Here is a 23,980-nt window from a genome sequence, read left to right as displayed (position 1 = left end):
CATCTATTTACTATTCAGTTGCCAGCGATTTCCCGTTAACAATTACCAAAAGCCTAATTACCGCTTACGCAATTGCTTACACAATACAATAACCTACGCCTATCATTGCGCTGAGTCTTAAAAGCAATTACTAGTTCTCCATTACATTACCAATTCACCATCAATTAACTATTAAAACTCAGAAATAACTACGTAGATTGATTTTCTACAAATAACATAAAACTTAGTGCTAACAATCTTACATAAAATTTACATAAATTATTTAGATGTTTTTAAAGAAATATCCGCAACCAGAGGATTTGCAAAGGTAAAAGTCACTTTGTTCTTTTTGTACTTCTGGTTATAAATCGTTGTTTTCTTTGATCTTTTTATACTTCAGAAGCATTTGTTAACGATTCTTATAATAAGTTAAAAATAATACAACAAATAGAATTTACATTGACTTTTCAATCTCTTCACGGTTTTCTGTTACTAATTTGTATTAAAAATAGGATGATTTTCCAGAAGTAATGTATGAAAATTTAGTTGTGGCAATTGTGAAAGTTAAATAATTAAGTTATAAATAATTTTAAACAGGTATTTTTACTGATACTGCTGTATTTAAAGTTTATGGGTGTTATTCTAATTTAATGCAAGATACACGATAGTTATTCGTCTTGCTTAACCCCCTAGGTTTTTGTCGGACAACTTTGCTCAAATTGCTGTTTTGGACTGATGCGTGTCAGTCCAAATTCTGATTTGTGACGCAGTTCTTTTGACTTTGTTCTTAGTAGTTTTCTGATAAATTACTGCACGGCAAATCAGTTTGTAAGTTTTAGCAATTACGGGAATGTAAGGGTTTGATGGGGAGTTATTGCTTTAAAGTTATAAATCTATGTCTACTACGTAAGAGCCTAGTTTTTTCAGGTTTTAGTCTTTGGGTTTGAAATTTTGAGTTTTGAGCTTTGAACTTGAAATCCACTTGATATTCAAATTAGGTTGGCAGAGATTTGCTTGCTGTGAATACTTTTCAAACGACTTCTCCAACAAAATTAAGTAGGTATCATTTTTGCTTGTTAAGACTGTCTAAAAATAAAAAATGTTGACGCTATAGAGGTTAGAGATTTATATATGTCCCGACGAGAACCTGTTAATCTTCCCAAGCATGTCTATCCTGTCGATCCTTGGCGGATAGTAGAGAAGCAATACTATCCTCGTTTTCTTGCTCAGATGGAAACTATGTTTTCCGTTAGTAATGGCTATTTGGGTATGCGAGGGGTTAGCGAAGAAGGGAAACCTGTATTTGAAAATGGTACTTTTATCAATGGGTTCTATGAAAAATGGCCTATAGTTTACGGTGAAGAAGCTTATGGTTTTGCCAAAACCGGACAGACTATCGTTAATGTTACAGATAGCAAAATCATTAAGCTGTATGTGGATGATGAATGCTTTTATTTACCTGTAGCTAATTTGCTTGCTTTCCAACGTAGCTTGGACATGAAAACCGGTACTTTCGAACGGGAATTACTCTGGGAAACAGCATCCGGGAAGCAGGTTTCAATTAAATCAACTAGATTGGTTTCATATAAGTACAAGCATTTAGCGACAATTGCTTACGAAGTAAAAGTTCTGAACGCAAACGCCTCTGTGGTTATTTGTTCGGAAATGCGTAATGACCCTTGCAACCAATCAAATGATGGTGACCCCCGCAGAGCAAAGGGTTTTAAAGGTCAAGTTTTAATTCCACAAATTTATTATTCTAAAGACCGTAGAATCGTCCTCAGCCACACGACCCGCAACAGTAAAATTAACCTTGCTTGTGGGATAGAACATGACATTGAGACGGATTGTCCCTACGAATACAACAGCGAATGCGCTCAAGATTTTGGTAAGGTTTCTATTTCTGTTGATGCTCGGGCAGGGGTACCAATTAAGGTTATAAAATATATTAGTTACCATACTTCTGATAGCGATATTCCTAATGAGTTATGCTCTCGAGTCGAAAGAACTTTGAATAGAGCAGTATTCCTTGGTTGGTCTAGTATTTTATCGACTCAAAAGCAATATTTAGACGATTTCTGGCATCAGAGTGATATTTTAATAGAGGGTAGCTCGGACTCTGTAGAAGCTTATCAACGAACAACAGAACTACAGCAAGCAATTCGCTTTAACTTATTTCATGTTCTTCAAGCTTCAGCAAGAGCAGAAGGAACTGGTATTCCTGCGAAGGGTCTAAGCGGTCAGGCGTACGAAGGACAATATTTTTGGGATACTGAAATATATTTACTACCATTTTTAATCTATACTGCACCGCGTTCTGCGAAAAACTTGCTCAAGTTCCGCTATTCAATGTTGGATGAAGCAAGAAAACGCGCTCGAGACTTAAATCTTAAAGGTGCATTATTTCCTTGGAGAACTATTAACGGCGAGGAAGCATCAGCTTATTACCCAGCTGGAACAGCCCAGTACCACATCAATGCTGATATTATCTATGCTCTGAAGAAATATGTTGAAGTAACAGGAGATGAGAGCTTCCTGTATCGCGAAGGTGCGGAAATGTTGGTGGAAACCGCCAGAATGTGGGTTGATCTAGGATTTTTTGAAGGTGATTCTTTCCACATTCATGGTGTAACTGGACCAGATGAGTATACTGCTGTCGTCAATAATAATATCTACACTAATATGATGGCGCGGCAAAATTTGCAGTATGCAGCTCAAACCATCGAATCAATATTTCAAGATTATCCTGATCGCTTCGCATCTTTATTGGATAGCACCAACTTGGATATGTCTGAGGTTGAGGAATGGAAACAAGCAGCAGCTAAAATGTACATTCCTTTTGCTGAGGAGATGGGTATTAATCCCCAAGATGATGATTTCCTCAATAAGAAAGTTTGGGATTTTGAAAATACTCCCGCTCATAAATATCCTTTATTGCTGCATTATCATCCTTTAGTTATTTACCGCCATCAAGTAATTAAGCAAGCCGATCTAGTGTTAGCGATGTTTTTATTGGGTTCGGAATTTTCTCCAGAATTGAAAAAAAGTAATTTCGATTACTACGACCCGTTAACCACCGGTGACTCTTCCCTTTCTGCTTCAATTCAAGGTGTCATGGCTTTTGAAATGGGATATTTAGAAAAAGCTTGGCAATATTTTTACCGTGGAATGTTCATGGATCTCAACGATCTTGGTGGTAACGTGAAAGATGGTTGCCATATGGCTGCGATGGGTGGTTCTTGGATGTTGATGATTTATGGTATCGCTGGAATGCGAGATGATAATGGTACTTTATCTTTTAATCCCAGGTTACCCCAAGATATGAAGAACCTACGTTTTTCTCTGAAGGTGGGTGATCGAGTTTTACGGATCCATATGGAGGAAAATTCGGCAAGTTATTTGCTGGAGCAAGGTTCAGAACTAGTTATTTATCACCAAGGTGAAGAAGTTCGCATAACTGCAGATATTCCGGTTATAGTCAATTCCAAACCATTTTGGAATGGTTCTTCCCATCAAGAAGAATCAAGAAAACTGATTGCATAGTATCTGTTGGTGTATTACTCCATAAGGCAAGATACCTGAATTGGTTGGTAGAGACGTAGCATTGCTACGTCTCTACAATGTTTTTTCAAATAAAAAGTGCAACTACAAATTCCGCAAATGATTTTGTCGTTCGTTAGATTTTTATCTAATAATTTTTTCTAAAGAGCGCTAAAGCGCAACTACAAACTTAAATAATCAATTTATTAATCATATTTTTGCTTGTTGAGGCAGTATTAGTGTCAATTCTGACGGACATCAGGAAAATATTTTATTAAAATTTGAGTGTAGTTTTAGGTAATTCGTGTCATTCAATGTTAAATTTATGGGCTTTGGGATAACAGCCCTGATATGATAAGTGATTGATGTAAAGGTGAATTTTTGTAATGAAATTTTACTGCGATTTAGTTTTAAAGTTCTTGGTTTCTAAAGTTTTTAGTTTCTAAAGTTCTTGGTTCCTAAAATTCTTGTTCTCTAAAGTCCTTGGTTTCTAAAGTTTTTAGTTTCTAGATTTCAACTAAATCTCATATTTCGAGTATTTTTCAGATGTTTTTATCACTTTGGCCTGGAAAGCCTTATCCTTTAGGTGCAACTTGGGATGGTCAAGGCACAAACTTTGCCCTCTTTTCCGAACATGCAACAGCTGTAGAATTATGCTTGTTCGACAAACAAGGAAGAGAAAGCAGGTTAGCATTAAGGGAAGTCAGTAACTTTGTTTGGCACGCTTATGTACCTTCAATTGGTCCGGGACAGCGTTATGGATTTCGAGTTCACGGTCCGTTTGCGCCCCACGAAGGACATCGCTTTAATCCCAACAAACTACTAATTGACCCCTATGCGAGGGCTGTTGATGGGGATATCCAATTTGGTGAAGAAATTTTTGGTTATCGCTGGGATGACCCTAATGAAGATTTAGGATTTTCCGATCTTAATGATGCTCATTTAATCCCGAAAGGAGTAGTCGTAGACGAGTCTTTTGACTGGGAAGGAGATAAACTCTTACAAACCCCCGAATACGAAACAATTATCTACGAGATGCATGTTAAAGGTTTTACTAAATTGCATCCGGAAATTCCCCCGAGGTTACGGGGTACCTATGCAGGATTAGCACACCCAGCGGCGATTTCCCATCTCCAGTCCTTAGGTGTGACGGCGGTGGAATTAATGCCTATTCATCATTTTCTATCCTATCCAGGGCATTTAATTGATAAGGGCTTAAAAAATTACTGGGGCTATGACTCGATGTGTTATTTTGCCCCCTATTCTGGTTACAGTGCAAGTAGTTCTTTGGGACAACAGGTCAAAGAATTTAAGCAGATGGTTAAGGCGCTGCACAAAGCCGGAATTGAAGTAATTTTGGATGTGGTCTATAACCATACCGGTGAAGGTAACCACATGGGACCGACTGTATCCCTGCGTGGTATTGATAATGCTTCTTATTACCGTTTGGTAGATGGCGATCGCCGTTACTATATGGATTTTACCGGTTGTGGTAATTCTCTTAACGTCCGCGACCCCCAAGTACTCAAGTTAATTATGGATAGCTTGCGTTATTGGGTATTGGAAATGCACGTAGATGGTTTCCGGTTTGATTTAGCTTCGGCTTTGGCGCGGGAATTATATGCTGTAGACAAGTTAGCAGCATTCTTTGATATCATTCACCAGGATCCAGTTTTAGCAGATGTGAAGTTAATTGCTGAGCCTTGGGATGTAGGTGAAGGCGGCTATCAAGTTGGTGAATTTCCTTTGCTATGGTCGGAGTGGAATGGTAAGTACCGGGACACCGTACGTGACTTTTGGCGGGGTGAAGATAGTAGTTTAGCTGAATTTGCTTACAGATTTACGGGTAGCTCCGATTTATATCAATTAAATGGACGTAGTCCGAGCGCGAGTATTAACTTTATTACGGCTCATGATGGTTTTACCCTCAATGACCTAGTCAGTTATAACGAAAAACATAACAATGCTAACGGTGAAGACAACCGAGATGGTGAAAGCCATAACCGTTCGTGGAATTGTGGTGCTGAAGGTGAGACAGATAAGCCAGAAATATTAAATTTACGCAAGAAGCAACGGCGTAATTTTCTCACAAGTTTAATGCTTTCCCAGGGAGTACCCATGTTACTAATGGGAGATGAAATGGGTCGGACCCAAAAGGGAAACAACAATCCCTATTGTCAAGACAACGAAATTTCTTGGCTGGATTGGGATTTACAAGAAGAAAATGAAGCACTCTTAGATTTTACTAGACAACTGATTGATTTTCGTCGCCGACATCCAGTATTTCGACGTCGGAAATGGTTTTTGGGTCGAGCTATTCGCGGTTCATCAGTTCGCGATATTGGTTGGTACAACCCCGATGGGGGTGAAATGACCCAAGAACAATGGAATAGTGGTTTTGCTAAAGCGATCGCAATTTATCTTAACGGAGAGGAAATAGCTTCCCCTGGTCCTCGCGGCGAACGTATCATTGATGAACATTTTCTTATATGTTTTAACGCCCATTATGAAATGCTGGAATTTAATATTCCCAAGTGGTTACAAGAATGGGAATGGGTGACTATTGTCGATACCACTAAACAGCGATTTGTCAGGCGTGGAAAACGTTACATTGATGATAAACCGGTTAGTGTAGAACCACGATCGTTGATTATCTTGAAGAGATTAGGTAGATTTATTGATGAGTTTTAAGGAAATGGATAAAAAGTATTACTTGTACCTATACTACTGTTTTATTCCTCTTTGAACTCGGAACATTTTAGTAGTGAGTAAACAGAGTAAGCTTCTTACCTGCTTACTTACTTACTCATTACTTATTTACTTAATACCTCTGATGATTACAATTGAGGAAAACAGATAAATGTGATTAATAATACCCGATTAAATTTTTACAAATACCTAACCGGTAGGCACTAATAACTATTAATAAGCTTTGCTGATTATAATTTAGGATCGAGAAAAATATTTTTGCTAAATTCGATCTTTTTTTTAATTTTACTTCGTAATAGGATTTTAAGAAATAAAACCCCGGCGGTTAACCGAGGCATAAAAACGATTCGATTCATAGCTTGAAAAAATGTTATCCCAAACATGGGGTAGTTAACAGTGATCTCGAACGTTGTAGTCAATTTAAAATAATCTTGATGTATAGGTTATAAATATTACATCCGTTTCTGTGCGGAGAGTGATTTGCTGTTAAATTAAATCTAATAATTTGTACATATTAGCTATTGTAAGTATTCTTACGATTTTTACTATTTGCTTTATATTTGAGCTTATCAAGAAAATATTTTTAAAATAATCAACAAAATTGTCTCGTATGAATTTTTACTTCCTAGGACGGATGACAGAATGAAATCTATGTCTAAGCTTGAAGTTTAATTTTTTTATTTGTTTTCGAATAAAAATAATGTTATCTCCAAAACAGTATCCAAAATTTGGACAAAATATTTAGAAGGGGCTTAAAAAGTTTAAGAAGTTTTTAAGAGCAAGTTAGGTATTTATTGTTTTTCAGATTGTTTGTTTGCTTTTTTCTTCTTAAATCATTTATAGCTTTAAGAACTCAGCTTTATGAGTAGGTAAAGCATAGAACCACATTAATATCTTGGATTAAGTAAAGCCAAGATTCAAAACAATAATATGATAAAAATAAATCAATAAAATAAGTAAAGATTATATTAAGCCAATAAACTAATAAGTTTAAAGTCATTGTGATAAAAACTACTAATATTATTAGTAAACCATAGAGGTTTTATAAGATTATGAAATGAAAGCATGAAGTGTAATTTTTTCGTAATTATGTGTAATTGAAGAAATAATTTAGGGTGAGTAATTAAAATTTTGTTGTTGTAATATCTTTATCTACTCAAGTATCTTTTCACTATTCCTTATTCCTTGATTTCAAGGATTGCTTCATTTTAAGAATAATTGTATCTGCATCATATAAAGAACTATAAATTAAGCCAGTTTTCTAAAAGCTAATTTTTTAGATCGTTTCATATTTGTGTCTTTGTTTAGCTGTAATTTCTTTCTCGAGGGGGAGCCCATAATTTCCAAATAGCTAATCTGAAGGGGTAGATCGCAATCACAAATAATTTATAGAAGTAAAAATTCTCTAATAGTTTTATCTTGCATCACTGGGTTTGGGAATTTTTCTACAGAATGGACTTGTCACTAATCAAAATTATAGCTGCATCTGCAAGCCATATCTCTGAAAATGTTATTTAATTATGCATCACATTTATTACTAATATTTCTAGACTAGAGCCATATTACCAGCAATAATCTAAATGTTTAGATCTTGAGATAGAAGTCAGTGGAGATAAATTTAGTTAATAATAAATTCGATTTTAGTTCTAAACTATACTTAGATGAATTCTACCACCACCACTTACAAATTACTATTTACAAGTTAGTAGCACAAATAGTCGATAATATAGAAGGAAAAGTAAGACAAATATATAACCTTACACTCAAAATTTATTTACCCCAATTCAGGGAATAATATCTAGTAAACACCCTTACAAACACTTTTTATATGCGTATCGGTTCTCAATACTTAGGCAATAATATTTGTAAATTTACTCTGTGGGCACCACTTTTTAAAGAAGTTGCAGTTCACTTACTTACCCCACAAGAAAAAATAGTTTCTTTGGAGCGAACAGAAAGGGGTTATTGGGAAGGTGAAGTCGCAGGTGTTGAACCAGGAACTCTTTACTTTTACCAAATTGATGGTGAAGACCGAGCCGATCCAGCTTCTAACTCTCAACCAAAAGGTGTTCATGGACCTTCTGAAGTATTAGATAGCAATGCTTTCACTTGGAATGACCGAGACTGGAAAGGCATTCCCGTTAAAGAAATGGTAATTTACGAATTACATGTGGGAACCTTTACTTCAGAAGGTACCTTTACTGCGATTATTGAAAAACTTTCCTATCTCCGGGAACTGGGTGTCAATGCAATTGAAATTATGCCTGTTGCACAGTTCCCAGGAGAACGTAATTGGGGATATGATGGCGTTTTCCCCTACGCGGTCCAAAATTCCTATGGTGGTGTTAACGGCTTAAAGCAATTAGTTGATGCTTGCCACCAACAAGGAATAGCAGTAATTCTTGATGTAGTTTACAATCATCTTGGGCCGGAAGGTAATTATTTGTGGGGATTGCAAACTTACTTTACCGATAAATACAAAACTCCTTGGGGTAGTGCCATCAATTATGATGATGCTCATAGTGACGGAGTTCGTAATTATTTTGTAGAGAATGTTCTGTACTGGCTTAACGATTATCATATTGATGCTTTACGCTTAGACGCGGTTCATGCAATTTACGACTGTGGGGCTAAGCATATCTTGCAAGAAATGGCTGAAGCTGTTACAAAATACTCTCAGGACCAGGGACGCAAATATTATTTGATCGCCGAAAGCGATCTTAACGATCCTAGAATTATTCGCTCTCAAGAGGTTGGAGGTTACGGTGTTGATGCTCAATGGAGTGATGACTTCCACCATATTTTACACACCCTATTAACAAAGGAAAATCAGGGGTATTATGCAGACTTCGGCAAATTAGAGCAATTAGCCAAAATCTATTGTTGTGGCTATGTTTATACGTGGGATTATTCTGAATTCCGCCAAAGATACCACGGTAACGTTCCCAGTGACTGTAAGGCTTCACAATTCGTCGTTTGCGCTCAAAATCACGATCAAGTAGGAAATCGAATGTTGGGTGATCGCTTAACAGGTTTAATTTCCTTTGAAGCCCAGAAAATTGCAGCTGCTGTTGTTTTACTTTCTCCTTTTGTTCCCATGTTGTTTATGGGTGAGGAATATGGTGAGACTGCACCATTTCTTTACTTTGTCAGTCATGGGGATCCGGGCTTAATTGAAGCTGTACGGGAGGGTCGGAAAAATGAGTTTGCAGCCTTTCATGCTGAAGGAGAAGCACCAGATCCCCAAGCGGAAGAAACTTTCAAGCGATCACGTCTGAATTGGGATTTACATCGTCAAGGTAAACACAAAATATTATGGCAGTTTTACCAGAAATTACTACAGCTGCGCAGACAAAATCCTGCACTTGCGAAACTTGATTGCAAACAATTAGAAGTATCGATTGTAGAACCGGAAAAGGTGTTGTGTTTGCGACGCTGGGAAGGCGAAAATCAAGTTGTCTGTTGGATTAATTTTGATAGTTCTGTTACAGAAATTTCTACTAATTTACCCGAAGGTAATTGGGAAAAATTGTTAGATTCGGCTGAATCCAAGTGGGGTGGGGAGGGTTCTAATATTCCACAAAAGTTGAATAAACAAGACAAACAAGTGAAAAATCAGAAAATTTCATTAAATCCTCATAGCGTCGTAGTTTACACAAATTAGAAGATTAGGAATTGGAGATTAGTAATTGAAGATTAGGAATTGAAGATTAGGAATTAGTAAGTGGACGAAAATAAATCGGAAACAAAATAAATAACAAATAAGGAGTAATAAGTTATTAATTACCAATTACCTAATTACCAATTACCTAATTACCTATTACCGATTAACAATTACCTAATCACCAATTACCTAATTACAAATTACCAAGAAAAAATAACTTATCCTTGTGGTTTTAAATTGCTATGATGCAAATACCTGTTGCGACTTATCGGATACAATTTAACCCTGAATTTGGTTTTGCGCAAACCAATGATATAGCTTCTTATTTAGCTGCTTTGGGAATTTCCGAGGTCTACGCCTCACCAATTTTAACACCGAGAAAAGGTAGTACTCATGGTTATGATACTGTCGATACCAACAGTATAAATCCAGAATTGGGAGGAATGGAAAGCTTTGAGAAACTAATCGAAGAATTACAGTTGCATAATATTGGCTGGGTGCAAGATATAGTTCCCAATCATATGGCATTTGATTGTCAAAATCATATACTTGTGGATGTTTTAGAAAATGGTTCTGACTCCCAGTACCATGGTTTTTTCGATATTGATTGGAATCATCCCTATGAAGATATTCGAGGTAGAGTTCTAGCACCTTTCTTAGGTAAATTTTATGGTGATTGTCTTGAATCCGGAGAGCTACAACTACAGTACGAGCAAAGTGGTTTAACGATTAACTATTACGGTCTCAAGTATCCAATCCGCATTGAATCTTACAGTCAGGTTTTTACCTACGATTTAGAACGTTTGCGGAAAAAATTAGGAAGGGAGCATCCCGCTTATATAAAATTATTAGGCGTACTTTATGCTTTAAAATACGTTGCATCTGGAGACGAAGCTAGAGAACGTTACAATCAAATTAGCTTTGTAAAACGGATGCTGTGGGAACTGTGGAATGATTCTCCAGATGTCAAGCAATTTATTGAAGAAAATATTAAAGTATTTAATGGCGAATCAGGAAATCCGGAAAGTTTTAATCTTTTAGAAAGCTTGTTGGGAGAACAATTTTTCCGACTATCTTATTGGAAAGTAGGTAACGAAGAATTAAATTATCGACGTTTCTTTACGGTTAATGATTTAATATCACTAAGGATAGAAGAAGAAAAAGTTTTTGATACTACCCACGCGCTAATATTTCAGCTGGTTGAAGAGAAAAAAGTTACCGGTTTGAGAATTGATCATATTGATGGTCTTTATGATCCAGCTCAATATCTCAATCGTTTGAGGGAAAAAGTACCAGAGGTATACTTGGTAGTAGAGAAAATCTTAGAACCTCAAGAAGAATTACCATTAAACTGGCCGATTCAAGGGACAACAGGATATGATTTTCTCAATCAAGTGAATAATATTTTCTGTCAGCAGTCTTCTGAAGACGAATTTAATGCTATTTATCAAGCATTTATCAAAAAAGCCGTTTCTCCCCAACAATTAATTGACGAAAACAAAAGATTAATTATTGGGAAACATTTAGCTGGAGATATTGATAATTTAGCACATTTATTGAAGCAGATTTCCTACCGCTATCGCTATGCTAGTGACTTTACCATGTACGGTTTAAAAGCCGCATTGGTAGAAATTATGGCATTATTTCCCGTTTATCGGACTTACATCGATAGTAATGGTGCAAGTTCGTCAGACCGGGAATATATGGGACAAGTGATAAACCAAGCGAAAAAAAATATTCCCAACTTTTTAAACGAACTAGCTTTTATCGAAAAATTCTTACTTCTGGAGTTTGACGAAAACCTAACAGAAGAAGACCAAAATCAGTGGTTGCATTTTTTAATGCGCTTGCAACAGTTTACCGGACCTCTAATGGCGAAGGGAGTAGAAGATACTGTTCTTTACATTTATAATCGCTTACTTTCCCTTAACGAGGTAGGTTCCCATCCCGAGCACTTTGGGATCTCCTTGGAAGATTTTCATCATTATAACCAAGAGCGTTCTGGCCAATGGCCCCATGTCATGAATGCTACTGCAACTCACGACACCAAACGCGGCGAAGATGTGAGAGCAAGAATAAATGTGCTGTCTGAAATCCCTCAAGAATGGGAAAAGCATCTGAAAGAATGGCGCGAGATTAATGCAGGTGAAAAAGAATGTGTTAGTGGAAGGGATGTACCTACACCTAACGATGAATACTTTTTCTACCAAACCCTAATTGGTGCATTTCCCTTTGAAAAGGATGAATATCCAACTTTTGTGGAACGGATTAAGGAGTATGTTATCAAAGCAATTCGCGAAGCAAAGGTTCATACAGCGTGGTTGAAACCCGATAGCGTCTATGAAGATGCATTTACTCAATTTGCTCAAAGAGTTCTAAAAGATACGGAAGATAATCCCTTTCTCCAAGCTTTTCTTCCGTTTCAGCGAAAAATTCAACATTATGGGATTTTGAACTCTCTTTCCCAAACATTGCTGAAAGTAACAGTTCCCGGATTACCTGATTTTTACCAAGGAACGGAGCTTTGGGATCTGAGTTTAGTAGATCCAGATAACCGACGTCCGGTAGATTTCCAGAGTAGACAAAAATATTTAGAAGAAATCAAAACCAGAAGCGAGTCTGACTCGGACGGTTTAATTGCCGAATTGTTACAAAACCCTGAAAATGGGAAAATCAAACTGTTTCTAATTTACAAACTCCTGCAAGCGAGAAAAGAATATTTGGATGTATTCCAAAGGGGAGGATACGAAAAACTCACCGTCGCAGGAAGTTTGAAAACCCATATTGTCGGTTTTGCAAGGGAATTACCAGAACAAAAAATAATTGCGATCGCACCTCGATTACTATCATCCTTAATTGGAGAAGGTGAATATCCGTTCGGGGAACAGGTTTGGCAAGAAACTCGCATTATACCACCTGCAGATTCTACTCCCGTCTGGCGAGATATTATTACTGGACAGACGGTCGAGGGTGAAGATACTTTGTGGATCCGGGATATTTTGCAAAAGTTTCCTGTTGCTTTGTTGGTTAATGTACAGGATTAGGGATTAGGGATTTGCGTTAGCGGAAGCGTGGCGTTAGCCATAAGCACTGCGTGCCGCCGCAAGCGGCATATGGGGATTGGGAATAGTTTTCAATTCCAATCTCTTTCATAACGCCAAGATATAAACCCCCTCCTAACCTCCCCCGAGATATAAACCCCCTCCTAACCTCCCCCGAGGGAGGAACCCTCTCCTAACCTCCCCCGTTAGCGGAAGCGTTAACGTAGTGTTCGCCGTATGCGCGTGCTCGACGTAAGTCTTTGCGTCAGCATTGGGAGGAATTTGGGGTGAAGAATGCGTAAAGTAGTTGTTTGAGTTTGAAGGTTAATTTAGCAACTATAACTGAATTATATATTTGCAAGGAAACAACAAGTTCCAATTAGGGTCTTCAAACTTAAAACACAAGGAAGATAAATTCTATGAAACGCTTTTTATCTGGTTTAGCTGTGGGACTTTTCTTAGCTGCGATCGCTTGGTCTTATTCGGCTTATTTTCATGTTCCAATTTCTTTGGTTCAAGGAATAATTGGTAGCTCGTTATTGGCCATATTTTGCGGTATCATTGCAACTATCGGCGGTTTGGATAAATTAATGGATAATATCCCACATTTTTAATTTTCCAAATTTGTAATTCTCAAAATTTATAATTCTTCAGACTTATAATTACCGCTGTTACTCACATTTACCTGAATAGCAAATTTCTAATCCCCCATAATGTCCGTAATCAATAATATCAATAATGCCAATACCTTAATTGTTGGTGCAAATAGAGGTATTGGCTTTGGTTTTGTGAGTAAATTACTTGAAAATCAAGAGTATGGAAAAATTTACGCTACCTATCGCGACCGCAATTCTGCTTCCGAACTAATTGCTTTTGCAGAAAAATATCCCCAACGGTTAATTTGTCTGTCGATGGATGTTACGGACGAACAACAGATTACTGAAGGTATCAAATTTATTAGCGAGTCAACTGATAAATTACATTTAGTTGTTAACTGTGTCGGTTTACTCCATGACGGAAAGTTACAACCAGAAAAAAGTCTCAGACAACTTAACTCAGAAAACTTGTTGCGTTACTTTCAAGTAAATAGTATTAGTTCGGCTTTACTTGCAAAACATCTTTTACCTTTATTTCGCCACGATTCCCAAAGTATATTTGCTTGTATCTCGGCTAAAATTGGTAGTATTGGCGACAATAGATTGGGTGGTTGGTATGGTTACCGGGCTTCTAAAGCTGCGCTTAATATGTTTATGCGTACCGTTGCGATCGAATATGGACGTAAAAGCCCTAATACTATAGTTGTTACTTTACATCCAGGGACGACTGATACGCGTCTTTCCGAACCGTTTCAAAGAAATGTTCCACCAGAAAAGCTTTTTTCAGTGGAGCGGACGGTAAATCAATTATTTGCGGTGATTAATAATTTGGGTAAGGAAGATAGTGGGGAGTTTTTCTCTTGGGATGGTAGTCGTTTACCTTGGTAGATTTACTTTAGTAAATTGAGTTTATAAAAGTTATGGAGAAAACCCCAGAGCTTTAGTCCGAGGATGAAACTAAATAAGTAAAACATTTAGGACTTACGCAAAATTAGCATAATTGCGTCATTACGTTAGCGCTTAGCGGAAGCGTACCGTAGGTATTGCGTTTCCTTTTGGAAAAGCGATAGCGATGTATATGTCCTGCGGACACGTTATGACGCTATGCTAACGCAAAGGGTAAATAATCAAAAAATCATATTTTTATACAAAAAAAAGCTAAGATATCAATTTTCTTCTCTCCTAAAATATAAAAATGTGTGCGTATAATAGGTAAGTAATATCAATTTGATAAGCTATTTTTTCAAAAAAATACGAATAAAATAATCTTTAATTAAATAGGAAATAGCCTTTTCCATCAGCATTGCATAATCATATATAGATTTAAATCGCTGTTTAAAGTGTATGAATCAATCAAGTACAAATGCTGAACCAAATGCTGAACAAAAAGCTTTGGAAGTCATCCAACAAGCTATTTGGGTTTTAGCGGAATGGACGAACTCGAAATTAAAAGAGAAAAAACCAAAAAAAACATCAGATCTAAAAGAACCTTGGAATACTGGTAAAAAACCAGAAGTGTTGCGATCGCTATTTGACTCAGTGACGCTGTCGAAAAATGAAGGTAAAAAACAATTTTATTGGAAACCAGATTTTATTGCAGATGTAAATCCTCGAATTCCTTATCCGACCGAAACAAAACCTTCGTCTGATGACTTGAGGAAGTTACAGAATGAAATTAAACAAACTTTAGATGGGTTAGATGACAAAGATTTAAATAATCTGTCTTTGTTGACTTTGATTTTAGAAAAATATGGTTCTTTCATCAGCTTTGGTGACTCGGATGATGTCGCGTTGGTAGATATTGCTAAAAGTAAAGCTGCTGTTGCTGCTGCTTTAGTGAATAATCCCGATCCTAAAGAACTATGTTTAATTGCAGGTGATTTATCAGGTATTCAAAATTTTATCTATACTATATCTTCTGACGGTGCTTTAAAGTCTTTGCGCGCTCGTAGCTTTTATTTAGAACTAGTTACAGAACAAGTTGTCCAGCAGATTTTAGAAAAGTTAAAACTACCCCGAACCAATGTAATTTATGCAGGTGGGGGAAACATATATATATTAGCTCCTGCTATTGATTCAGTTAAAAATGATATAGAAGAAATACGTCAGCAATTTAATAAATGGCTTTTAAGTCGATTCCAAGGTAAAGTTTTTCTCGCACTCGATCGCTTAGAATTTCCCCAAAGTGATATTAAAACTGAAAAATTTGCTCAGCATTGGTCAGATATTACCAAACAATTAGCAGAACAAAAATCTCGCAAGTTTGCAGAAAATATTACTGATTTTATTCAAGTAAGCGATAGTCACGAACCTTGTAAGGTTTGTCATCGAGATGATGTGGAAAACTTAAAACCCCTCAACAAAAACGAACCCGATTCGGTGCTTGCTTGCGGTATTTGTCGCGAAATGTTTCAGTTGGGAGGACAATTATTAAAGCTTGAAGCAATAGTGCGCTCCCAAAGTAAAAATCTAAAAGATAAGTTCGACACGCTTGCTTTTGAACTTCCCGCGACTGACAAACGCTGTGCAAAAAATGTCTATTACCATCTATTTCGCAGGTGGAGACAAATAGTTCCAGATAATGACACAGCTTTACTAGTAAATGATTGGAATATAGAGCATTATAAATTTACTCCTCTACGAAAACCTACTCCTTTGTTGTTGGGAAACTATTCCCAAGAAAGTGATGAGGAGAAAGGTTCTATCATGCGTGCTAACGAAATGACAGAAAAAGCTAAAGGTATTGATCGAGTTGGATACCTGCGCATGGATGTCGATAATTTGGGACTAATCTTTGCTGAGGGTTTGGGTCAAAAGAAAACTTTAGCTAGAATAGCTGGACTTTCACGTCAGATGAGTTACTTTTTCAAAGTGTATCTCAACAGCTTAGCGGAATTCAGAAATACAAATATACCCCCAAAAAACTTTAAACAATTGACCCCGCAAGATAACCGTTTAAATCTACTGTTTATCTACGCTGGAGGAGATGACTTATTTGTCAGTGGTGCTTGGAATGAAGTTGTGGAATTTGGTTTTGACGTTTACCAATGCTTCCGCGCTTACACCGGAAATAATCCAGATATCACTTTGTCGGGGGGAATCAGTATTGCTGATGCGAAGTTTCCCCTTTATCAAGCTGCAAAAACCTCAGGTCATGCAGAAGAAGCAGCAAAAGGTAATGGTAAAGATAGTTTAGGTTTGTTTGGTCAAACTTTCAAGTGGAGCGAATGGCTGGGGATAGTAGATATTACTACGATTGAAACTGATACTAAAGATTATCTGAATTCAAAAACTAAACCAAGTTTGCTAGGTATTTTACCATTTGTAGAGATATTAGAGCAGCAGGAAATAGGACTTAACTATTCCCGTAACTTTGTGAGAAATCTACTAATTACTGCTCAAGTTCAAGAGGAAGCTTTAAAGAAAATTGAAAATCGCAAAATAGAAAGTAAGAAAAAAGCAGAAAAAATAAATGAAAAACAAATAAATGAAGAAATTATGGGAACTCGTTATTTTCTACACCTACCTAAAGTAGCTTATACCCTTGCGAGGTTACCTAATAATGTTTTGAGTAACGAAGACTTTCGGACATCTTTGAAAAGTCCCTATAATGCACCTTACTTTCGCGCGATCGCAACTTGGATTGAATTACTTAACCGTTCTTAACTATGTCGAAACCAATTAAACCAAATCCACCATCTGTATCGCGAGAATCAGCAAAAAAAATAAATCAATCAGTTAATACAAGTCAGAGAAAATCTGATTCTCAACATAATAGCCAGCAGGATGAAAATATCGTCAAGTTAATTAAAAGTAAAATTGAAAGTTTGAAAGAGGGTTTAAAAACTTATCCGATTCGTGAATTAGTAGAACACGCGGAAAAATTTGGTCCTTACCTGAAACTACAAAGATTAGAAACCAACCAGATTCGTAAATTTTTGGACGCAATTAATCGTTTGAAAGCAGAGCTAGCTGAAACTGGAGATTTTTCCAAAATTGAAACAGAAGTAGTTTTATTAAAACCAAAACTAGCATACGCTGCTGCAAGACAAAGAGCTGCAAAACCTTTAAATGATGTCATGTCAGTTGCGATCGATGTGGTTCGTGACAAAGAAGATTTTGAACGATTAGTGCAATTAATTGAATCAATCATTGCTTATCACAAAGCAGAAGGAGGAAAATAAATTTTGCCAGCATCATTAACACAAAAACCATTACTTGGTAAAATTCGCATTACCAGCAATATTAATGTTGAAACAGGTTTACATATTGGTGGTGGTGGAGAAACTTTAGATATCGGTGGAATTGATAAACCGGTAATTCGCGACCCAATTACTAAATATCCTTATTTACCAGGTTCTTCTATTAAAGGTAAATTACGTTCGACTTTAGAAAGATTATTAAATAAACCTCTCAATCGAACCGGTGGAAGTGGAACTTACCGTTATGAAAGTGACGATTTAGAAGACGGATATACAAATATAGATGGGTTATTAATTCCCTACGAAGGTGCGCGAACCTGTCAGGTCAGTCGTTTATTTGGTTCTACCGGTGGTTCTAAATTTTGGATGAAAACAGATGTCGCGATCGCACAAGGATTGGTAAAAGATGATGCACAAGAAGAAGAAAAAAATAAAATTCCCAGAAAAACTATCGAAAATCAAGAATATATCTTAGTAGATCGGGGACGCAATGCAACAGCGCGTTTAATAGTGCGAGATTGTCACTTAGTCGAAGAATCTGCAAAAAAACTCAAAGAAATTGACACAGGTCTTTATATGACCGAGTGGAAGTTTGAAAACGGTATCGATAGAGTAACAGCAGCAGCAAACCCTAGACAATTAGAACGGGTTCCAGCAGGTTCTGTATTTAACTTTGAATTGGTTTACACCGTCGAAGATAAAAACCAAGCAGTTGAAGATCTGAAAAATATTGCGATCGCACTAGCAATTTTAGAAGATGACGCGTTGGGGGGACATGGTTCCCGAGGTTACGGAAAAATCAGATTTCAGAACTTTGGTTTGTTCTATCGCAATCTAAAACAATATCAAGATATTACACAAAGCGGTTCGGATTTCAACAAACCAATTCAAACCGCTGGTGATACAACAGCTTTGCTAGATAACTTCGGTAACCTAAGCAGCGAAATCAATAAACGTTTACCATCTACAAATGAGGAGTAAATCATGAGTAGTTGGAAACTAGTTAAGCTCAACTTTGGACGTAACCCAGTTCACTTTGGTCGGTTGGGAATCGGTATGGAAGAAACTGCTGAAAGAGTACAATCGGATACTTTATTTAGTGCTTGGGTTAGTAACTATGCACGTTTATTTGGTAAAGCTAAAGTTGAAGAATTACTAGAAAGGTTTCCCAAATATTCAAAATATGCAAAAAATTCAAATCAAGAATCTCCAGCAGTAAAAATCAGTTCAACCTTTATCTATCGTCAAACAGAAGGAAAAACAACAGAACCAAAAACAACTTATTATCTTCCCCGTCCGATGGAATTTCCCATCAATTATCCAGAAAACGACTTAGATTTTTTTAAAACCTACAAAAAACAAAAATATCTACCCTTGGAAATTTGGCGAAGATGGTACCAAGGTGAAGGATTTACAAGTAAAGATAAGGATGAATTAACAGAGAAAACCAAAAACAAGCAGACTGATGGTAATTTAAATAAATCCGGAATGTTTGATTATGGTAAAACCTATGAGATTAATAAACATCCGAAAATTGCAGTAGATCGGATAACCGCAGCAACCAATTTTTTCCATACAGGTTTAGTGCAATTCCAATGGGAAAATGAAATTTCTGGTTTATATTTTCTCCTTAACTTCCCCCAAAAAGATGAAAAATTAGAAAAAGAACTCAAAGCAGCTTTAGAACTACTAGGAGAAGAAGGATTAGGTGGAGAACGTTCCAGTGGTGCGGGAAGATTTACAATCGAATGGTTAGATCGACTTCCTGAACCCTGGGACAAGGTAATAAAATCTCCAGGAACTCACAACACCCTCATTAGTTTATTCTGGGATTCTCCCATCACCGAAAATTTTATCGAAAATGCAGCTTATGAGATCCAAGAACGTGGTGGTTGGATCGGTGATGTTAATCTGCGACGTAAAATGGTGCGCATGTTTACAGAAGGTTCGGTTTTCTCAGAGCAACCGCAAGGAAAACTTGTAGATGTCACCCCATCACAATTAATAGATGGTGGAAAATATAAATTTCACCCCGTTTATCGTAGTGGGATTAGTTTGACATTACCAATAAAAATTAAAGATATTGCTCAATGACATATGAATTCGGGTGTAGAGACGTAGCATGCTACGTCTCTACAAAGATTTTGGAATAATGTAATACCTTCAATATCAATATTCTTATGGTTTCACTAATATGACTAATTCTCTCAATTCAGCGATAACGCAAGTAGCGTTGACTAACGCAAACCCAATCCCCAAACCCAAGGTATACGAATCCAAAAGCATCCGTTTAACTGCACCCATATTACATATTAGACTCGTCCATAAATTTATAATCCATGCTGTACAAGCATTTCAAAGATTATTCATATGTATTCAATCAACGTAGGAATTAGGGTTTAAGATAGTTGATGATAGTTTAGAGAAAAAAGATAGGATTTTCAAATTTTAAGCATGGATATTATTTCTTATGTTGTAAAAGATTTCAAAGTTATATTCCATAGGCTTTTTTCTATAAAATATAAAATTTTACATTCTATCTTTCTGCAAATTTAATTTATGGACAGGTCTATTGGTTCATCAGTTTCCCGACTTAACCCCTTTGAATACGTACAAACATCCAGAAAAATATATCTTCCCGATTCGGAAGCACTAGCAAAAGCTTTCTATCAACAGGGAGAGCGAAAGTCAAGCCAAAGCTATTTCATCTCTGGAATTATCACCAACTCTAGAATTTCTCGGGGCAAAATTCAACGTCATTAACCGCGAAGATAACATCACTAGCTACGAAGAACTATATACAACCTTAGTCGCAAACGAACCAGAACCGGTCCGACGATTTGACCTCAAATTTATTACACCCACAGGATTCGCACAGGGAAAAGCAAGTTTACCCCTTCCCATACCAAGTTCCATGTTTCGCAGTTGGTTAGATCGTTGGAATGATTTTGCACCCGTCTATCTAGGAAGTAATGAATTAATCGCCTATTTAAACCAAGCTGTAATCCTTAAACATCACAAAATTCAAACCAGAAGTTTGCAATTACATAAAGGTTACGTCAGTGGGTTTATCGGAGATGTTTCTTTACAAGTCTTCAACAGTGCTGATGAATTACTTGCAAATGTCGCAAACTTATTAGTTCACTATAGTGAATTTGCTGGTACCGGGATGAAAACTCGTTTGGGAATGGGACAGACAAGGATGAAATCTGCAGCGATCGCAAATCAATGACAATGCATTTTCAAAGAAACATTTGTCCAACCCAAAAATATTTAAACCAAATTCCAACCAAATTCTAATCAAAAATATTCTAACCAAAACAATATACCATCACAGGGCGCACGTCGGTGCGCCCCTACGAATCAACAATAGTATGAGTAATTTTTTGTTAATTAAATTGCGACTTAAGGAACCTATTTACTATGGCTAAAATTCTAATTTCGTCTTTGGGAGTAGGAGGAAGATTTAAGAATCAGGACAAACCTGACAGAGAATACAGAACAACTTGCTATCAAATAGAAAATAAATCATATCCTAAAAGTACATTTATGGCTTCTGTACTTTACGAGCACTTTGATTTGGATGGCATTATATTCATAGGTACAGTCAAATCCATGTGGGAGGAAGTATATAGCTTCTTTTGTAAAAAAAATTCTGTTCCACAAGATGATGATTACTGGTACAAACTAGCCTCAACGATTGATACCGTAACCCATGAAAGCGAACTAACCTCTCTCGACCTATCACCTCTCGAAACATTATTAGGAGAACATTCGAAATGCATTTCCATCAAATATGGACTTGACGAACAAGAATTATGGTTAAACTTTGACAAGATTTTGGAAATTGTCAGTTTCCTCAAACCAGGTGATGAAATTTATCTCGATATCACCCATTCATTTCGCTCGCTATCATTGTTTCTATTTCTAACCGTTACATTTCTCAGAGACTTAGCATCAGAGAAAAACATCAAAATTGCAGGAGTCTACTACGGAATGTTAGATGTGACATCTGAGTTGAAATACACACCTGTAGTAGACTTAAAACCTTTATTTGATATGACTTCCTGGATTAAAGGTGCATATAGTTTACAGAGTTATGGAGATGGAAGTTTAATTGCTCAATTGCTCAAATCTCAGAACGAACAACAATTAGCAACTCAAATCGAACAACTCTCTAATGCAATCAATATAAATTATGTTAGTGCGATTCAACAAAAAAGTTCTACTTTAAAAAATTCCTTACAAAATTCAATTATTACTGGACCCTTCAAATATCTGAAAAATACTCTCGAAAAATTTGTCAATCAATTTACCCGTTCTTCATCTGTCCCGGAATCAGAATATCAACTTAACTTAGCCGGATGGTATTTTGAAAACAAACGTTATGCTACAGGATATATCACCCTAGCAGAAGCGATCGTTACCTATGTTTGCGAAATCAATGATAGAGATATCAGGGATAAAAACGAACGAAGCGAAATGAAACAATTTCTAACGCAATTGGAAAATAAAAGTAGTAAACTCGCTCAATTATATTTTAAAGTAAATCCAGTTAGAAATAGTATTGCCCATGCACTTTTAGAAGAAGGGAAAAAAGTAACAAGGGATTCCGATGCTATTAATCAAGCTAAAAATTATCAAAGAGAAGCCAAAAAGATATTTCAAACAGGAACATTAGGTTAAGAGAACTAGTGGGTAACTAGCAACGGATGGGTTTACTCGTGTGGTGAATATTGCAAAAACGGATTATCTATCTGTTCCATCCGTTATCAATACTTTTACTCGTTTGAATAATCCCATCCGTTGCTAATCTTCCATCCGTTACTAAATGTTTATTTTTATATTTTATTCTTGATAATTTGTCATGTGTAGTGTACTTTAATGGCAGCGTGTTGAGCGTCGTCGACAGCACTCCCCAAAACCTTGAAAACCCTATAATCTCGTTGACTGGTGTCGTTAGCGAAGCGTGTCGCTACTGCGACATCTGCCTTATGGAGCAAGGTTTCCAGGCTGCAAAATCGACTAATTTTTGGGAAATTTTTCTCATTTCTCAGACTGGTGTCGATTAGGGTATCTCAAACCCGCTCACAGCAAAGCTTCCAAGAGTGAACTCTTTCCAAACCACTTCCCCTCAACGGGGATGAAAACCTCAAGAGAAATTCCATAGCGAAACAACTGATAAATTACACCTCCAACTCAACTAATAACCCAACGATCCGCCTTGGAATAAATGATGCTGTTGGTCAATTAGCACAAGGTTAAACCCCTTGTCCTCAAAGCCTTAATTTTGCGTTGCTTTTATACCCCGCAATAAATTGTGGGCTAAAATTCTAAATTCATTTCAAGGTACTCAAACCCAGGAAATTAATACAGTTTAGGACTGATGGGTTAAACCCCCTTTCTATTCGCCAACAGCATCATTTATTTCAAGGTGGAATTTTGGTCTATATGAGGTTATTGCAAGTTATTAAAATACTTTTATCGTTTCGAGTAATCTCATCCGTTGCTAATCTTCCATCCCTTGCTAATACGACCATCCCTTATCAAACCAATAGCTTTACCCACAGCGCGATCGCAAGAAAGATGGATATCTATAATTACTAGGGGTATAACATAAATAACTGTTCGCTCTTGTATTTCCCCCTATGTCCAAAATCCTGTTAGTCACAGTTGGTGGTTCATTCCAACCCATCGTCACCTCAATCCGCAGCTTACAACCAGACAGAGTTATATTTATCGCTTCCGATGGAGAAAGAGGTAGTAAATCCCAAGTAATTGGTGAAGGATATCCCTGCGAAGTGCGACGGGGACATGAAATTATTGAAAAATTACCAAATATTCCCACCCAAGTTGGTTTAGGAGATAAATTCCAACCCGAACGCGATCTAATCTCCATCTCCAACCCAGATCTATTATCGGAATGCTATATCCGCGTTACAGAATGCATTCGCAAATTAAAACAAGAAAACCCCGACGCTGAAATTCTCGCAGACTACACAGGGGGAACCAAAACCATGTGTACCTCCTTAGCAATGGGAGCGATCGATTATGGAATTGATCTATATATCACCATCGCTAACACCAGGAACAACTTGGTTAAAGTTGAAAAAGGAGAACTCACGCAAAAAGTTGATACCAGTTTTAGAAATCCTATTTATGTAATACCAACTCTATGTGAAGTTGCATATAACTGTAGAATAAAGAATGAAGAAATAAAAGAAGCAAAAGCGAACAATGGGGCGTCCC

Annotated in this window: 15 protein-coding genes and 1 pseudogene; 15 read left to right on the top strand and 1 reads right to left on the bottom strand. The window is 36.8% G+C overall.

Going from position 1 to position 23,980, the window contains the following annotated elements; genetic code table 11:
* Nucleotides 1–1,110: 1,110 nt before the first annotated feature.
* The 11 genes from BC008_RS06275 to BC008_RS50350 all read left to right on the top strand — a co-directional run bounded on the left by BC008_RS06275 (nt 1,111) and on the right by BC008_RS50350 (nt 20,494).
* Entirely contained in the window at nt 1,111–3,522 is a 2,412-nt protein-coding gene (locus tag BC008_RS06275; RefSeq protein ID WP_058183345.1) for a glycoside hydrolase family 65 protein, read from the top strand.
* Nucleotides 3,523–4,065: 543 nt separating this feature from the next.
* On the top strand, nt 4,066–6,210 hold the full coding sequence (gene glgX / locus BC008_RS06270; RefSeq protein ID WP_027843076.1) for a glycogen debranching protein GlgX: 2,145 nt from the start codon (nt 4,066–4,068) through the stop codon (nt 6,208–6,210).
* Nucleotides 6,211–8,056: 1,846 nt separating this feature from the next.
* Nucleotides 8,057–9,892: a malto-oligosyltrehalose trehalohydrolase gene (gene treZ / locus BC008_RS06265; RefSeq protein ID WP_027843073.1), complete on the top strand. Its 1,836-nt coding sequence runs from the start codon at nt 8,057–8,059 to the stop codon at nt 9,890–9,892.
* Nucleotides 9,893–10,137: 245 nt separating this feature from the next.
* Nucleotides 10,138–12,936, top strand: coding sequence for a malto-oligosyltrehalose synthase (gene treY / locus BC008_RS06260; RefSeq protein WP_027843072.1), 2,799 nt, complete (start codon nt 10,138–10,140; stop codon nt 12,934–12,936).
* Nucleotides 12,937–13,352: 416 nt separating this feature from the next.
* Complete coding sequence (locus BC008_RS06255) at nt 13,353–13,547, top strand: hypothetical protein (RefSeq protein WP_058183344.1); 195 nt, start codon at nt 13,353–13,355, stop codon at nt 13,545–13,547.
* 99 nt (nt 13,548–13,646) lie between these two features.
* Complete coding sequence (locus tag BC008_RS06250) at nt 13,647–14,417, top strand: SDR family NAD(P)-dependent oxidoreductase (RefSeq protein WP_027843070.1); 771 nt, start codon at nt 13,647–13,649, stop codon at nt 14,415–14,417.
* 456 nt (nt 14,418–14,873) lie between these two features.
* Nucleotides 14,874–17,195, top strand: coding sequence for a type III-A CRISPR-associated protein Cas10/Csm1 (gene cas10, locus BC008_RS06245; RefSeq protein ID WP_036265288.1), 2,322 nt, complete (start codon nt 14,874–14,876; stop codon nt 17,193–17,195).
* 2 nt (nt 17,196–17,197) lie between these two features.
* Nucleotides 17,198–17,713, top strand: coding sequence for a type III-A CRISPR-associated protein Csm2 (csm2, locus tag BC008_RS06240; protein ID WP_027843068.1), 516 nt, complete (start codon nt 17,198–17,200; stop codon nt 17,711–17,713).
* Nucleotides 17,714–17,716: 3 nt separating this feature from the next.
* A complete protein-coding gene (gene csm3 / locus BC008_RS06235; protein WP_027843067.1) occupies nt 17,717–18,712 on the top strand; it encodes a type III-A CRISPR-associated RAMP protein Csm3 in 996 nt (331 codons plus the stop codon).
* Between the two features lie 3 nt (nt 18,713–18,715).
* The gene (csm4, locus tag BC008_RS06230; protein WP_027843066.1) at nt 18,716–19,825 is read left to right on the top strand and encodes a type III-A CRISPR-associated RAMP protein Csm4; all 1,110 of its coding nucleotides are present in this window, start codon (nt 18,716–18,718) and stop codon (nt 19,823–19,825) included.
* A 465-nt stretch (nt 19,826–20,290) separates the two neighbouring features.
* Nucleotides 20,291–20,494 (top strand): hypothetical protein, encoded by a 204-nt coding sequence (locus tag BC008_RS50350; protein WP_082650500.1) that lies wholly within the window; start codon nt 20,291–20,293, stop codon nt 20,492–20,494.
* A 21-nt stretch (nt 20,495–20,515) separates the two neighbouring features.
* On the opposite strand, the gene BC008_RS52035 is transcribed toward BC008_RS50350, so the two are convergent.
* Nucleotides 20,516–20,647 carry a hypothetical protein gene (locus BC008_RS52035; protein WP_268768203.1) on the bottom strand — a complete coding sequence of 44 codons (132 nt, stop codon included), beginning with the start codon at nt 20,645–20,647 and terminating at the stop codon, nt 20,516–20,518.
* On the opposite strand from BC008_RS52035, the gene cas6 reads away from it, so the two are divergent.
* The 4 genes and pseudogenes from cas6 to BC008_RS06215 form a co-directional block, all read left to right on the top strand.
* Complete coding sequence (cas6, locus tag BC008_RS51180) at nt 20,586–20,963, top strand: CRISPR system precrRNA processing endoribonuclease RAMP protein Cas6 (protein ID WP_321170068.1); 378 nt, start codon at nt 20,586–20,588, stop codon at nt 20,961–20,963. The genes BC008_RS52035 and cas6 overlap by 62 nt on opposite strands.
* Nucleotides 20,964–21,154: 191 nt before the next feature.
* Entirely contained in the window at nt 21,155–22,417 is a 1,263-nt protein-coding gene (gene csx2 / locus BC008_RS06220) for a TIGR02221 family CRISPR-associated protein (protein WP_027846819.1), read from the top strand.
* A gap of 765 nt (nt 22,418–23,182) precedes the next feature.
* On the top strand, nt 23,183–23,338 hold the full coding sequence (locus BC008_RS49280) for a hypothetical protein (RefSeq protein ID WP_161938083.1): 156 nt from the start codon (nt 23,183–23,185) through the stop codon (nt 23,336–23,338).
* A gap of 41 nt (nt 23,339–23,379) precedes the next feature.
* Nucleotides 23,380–23,880: pseudogene (locus BC008_RS06215) on the top strand (hypothetical protein); the annotation flags it as partial.
* Nucleotides 23,881–23,980 lie beyond the last annotated feature (100 nt).

This window comes from Mastigocoleus testarum BC008 (genome assembly GCF_001456025.1).
In the GTDB taxonomy this organism is placed as follows: Bacteria; Cyanobacteriota; Cyanobacteriia; order Cyanobacteriales; family Nostocaceae; genus Mastigocoleus; species Mastigocoleus testarum.
Note: the sequence above shows the minus strand (reverse complement) of the source record. Positions and strands in the feature narration are given on the sequence as shown.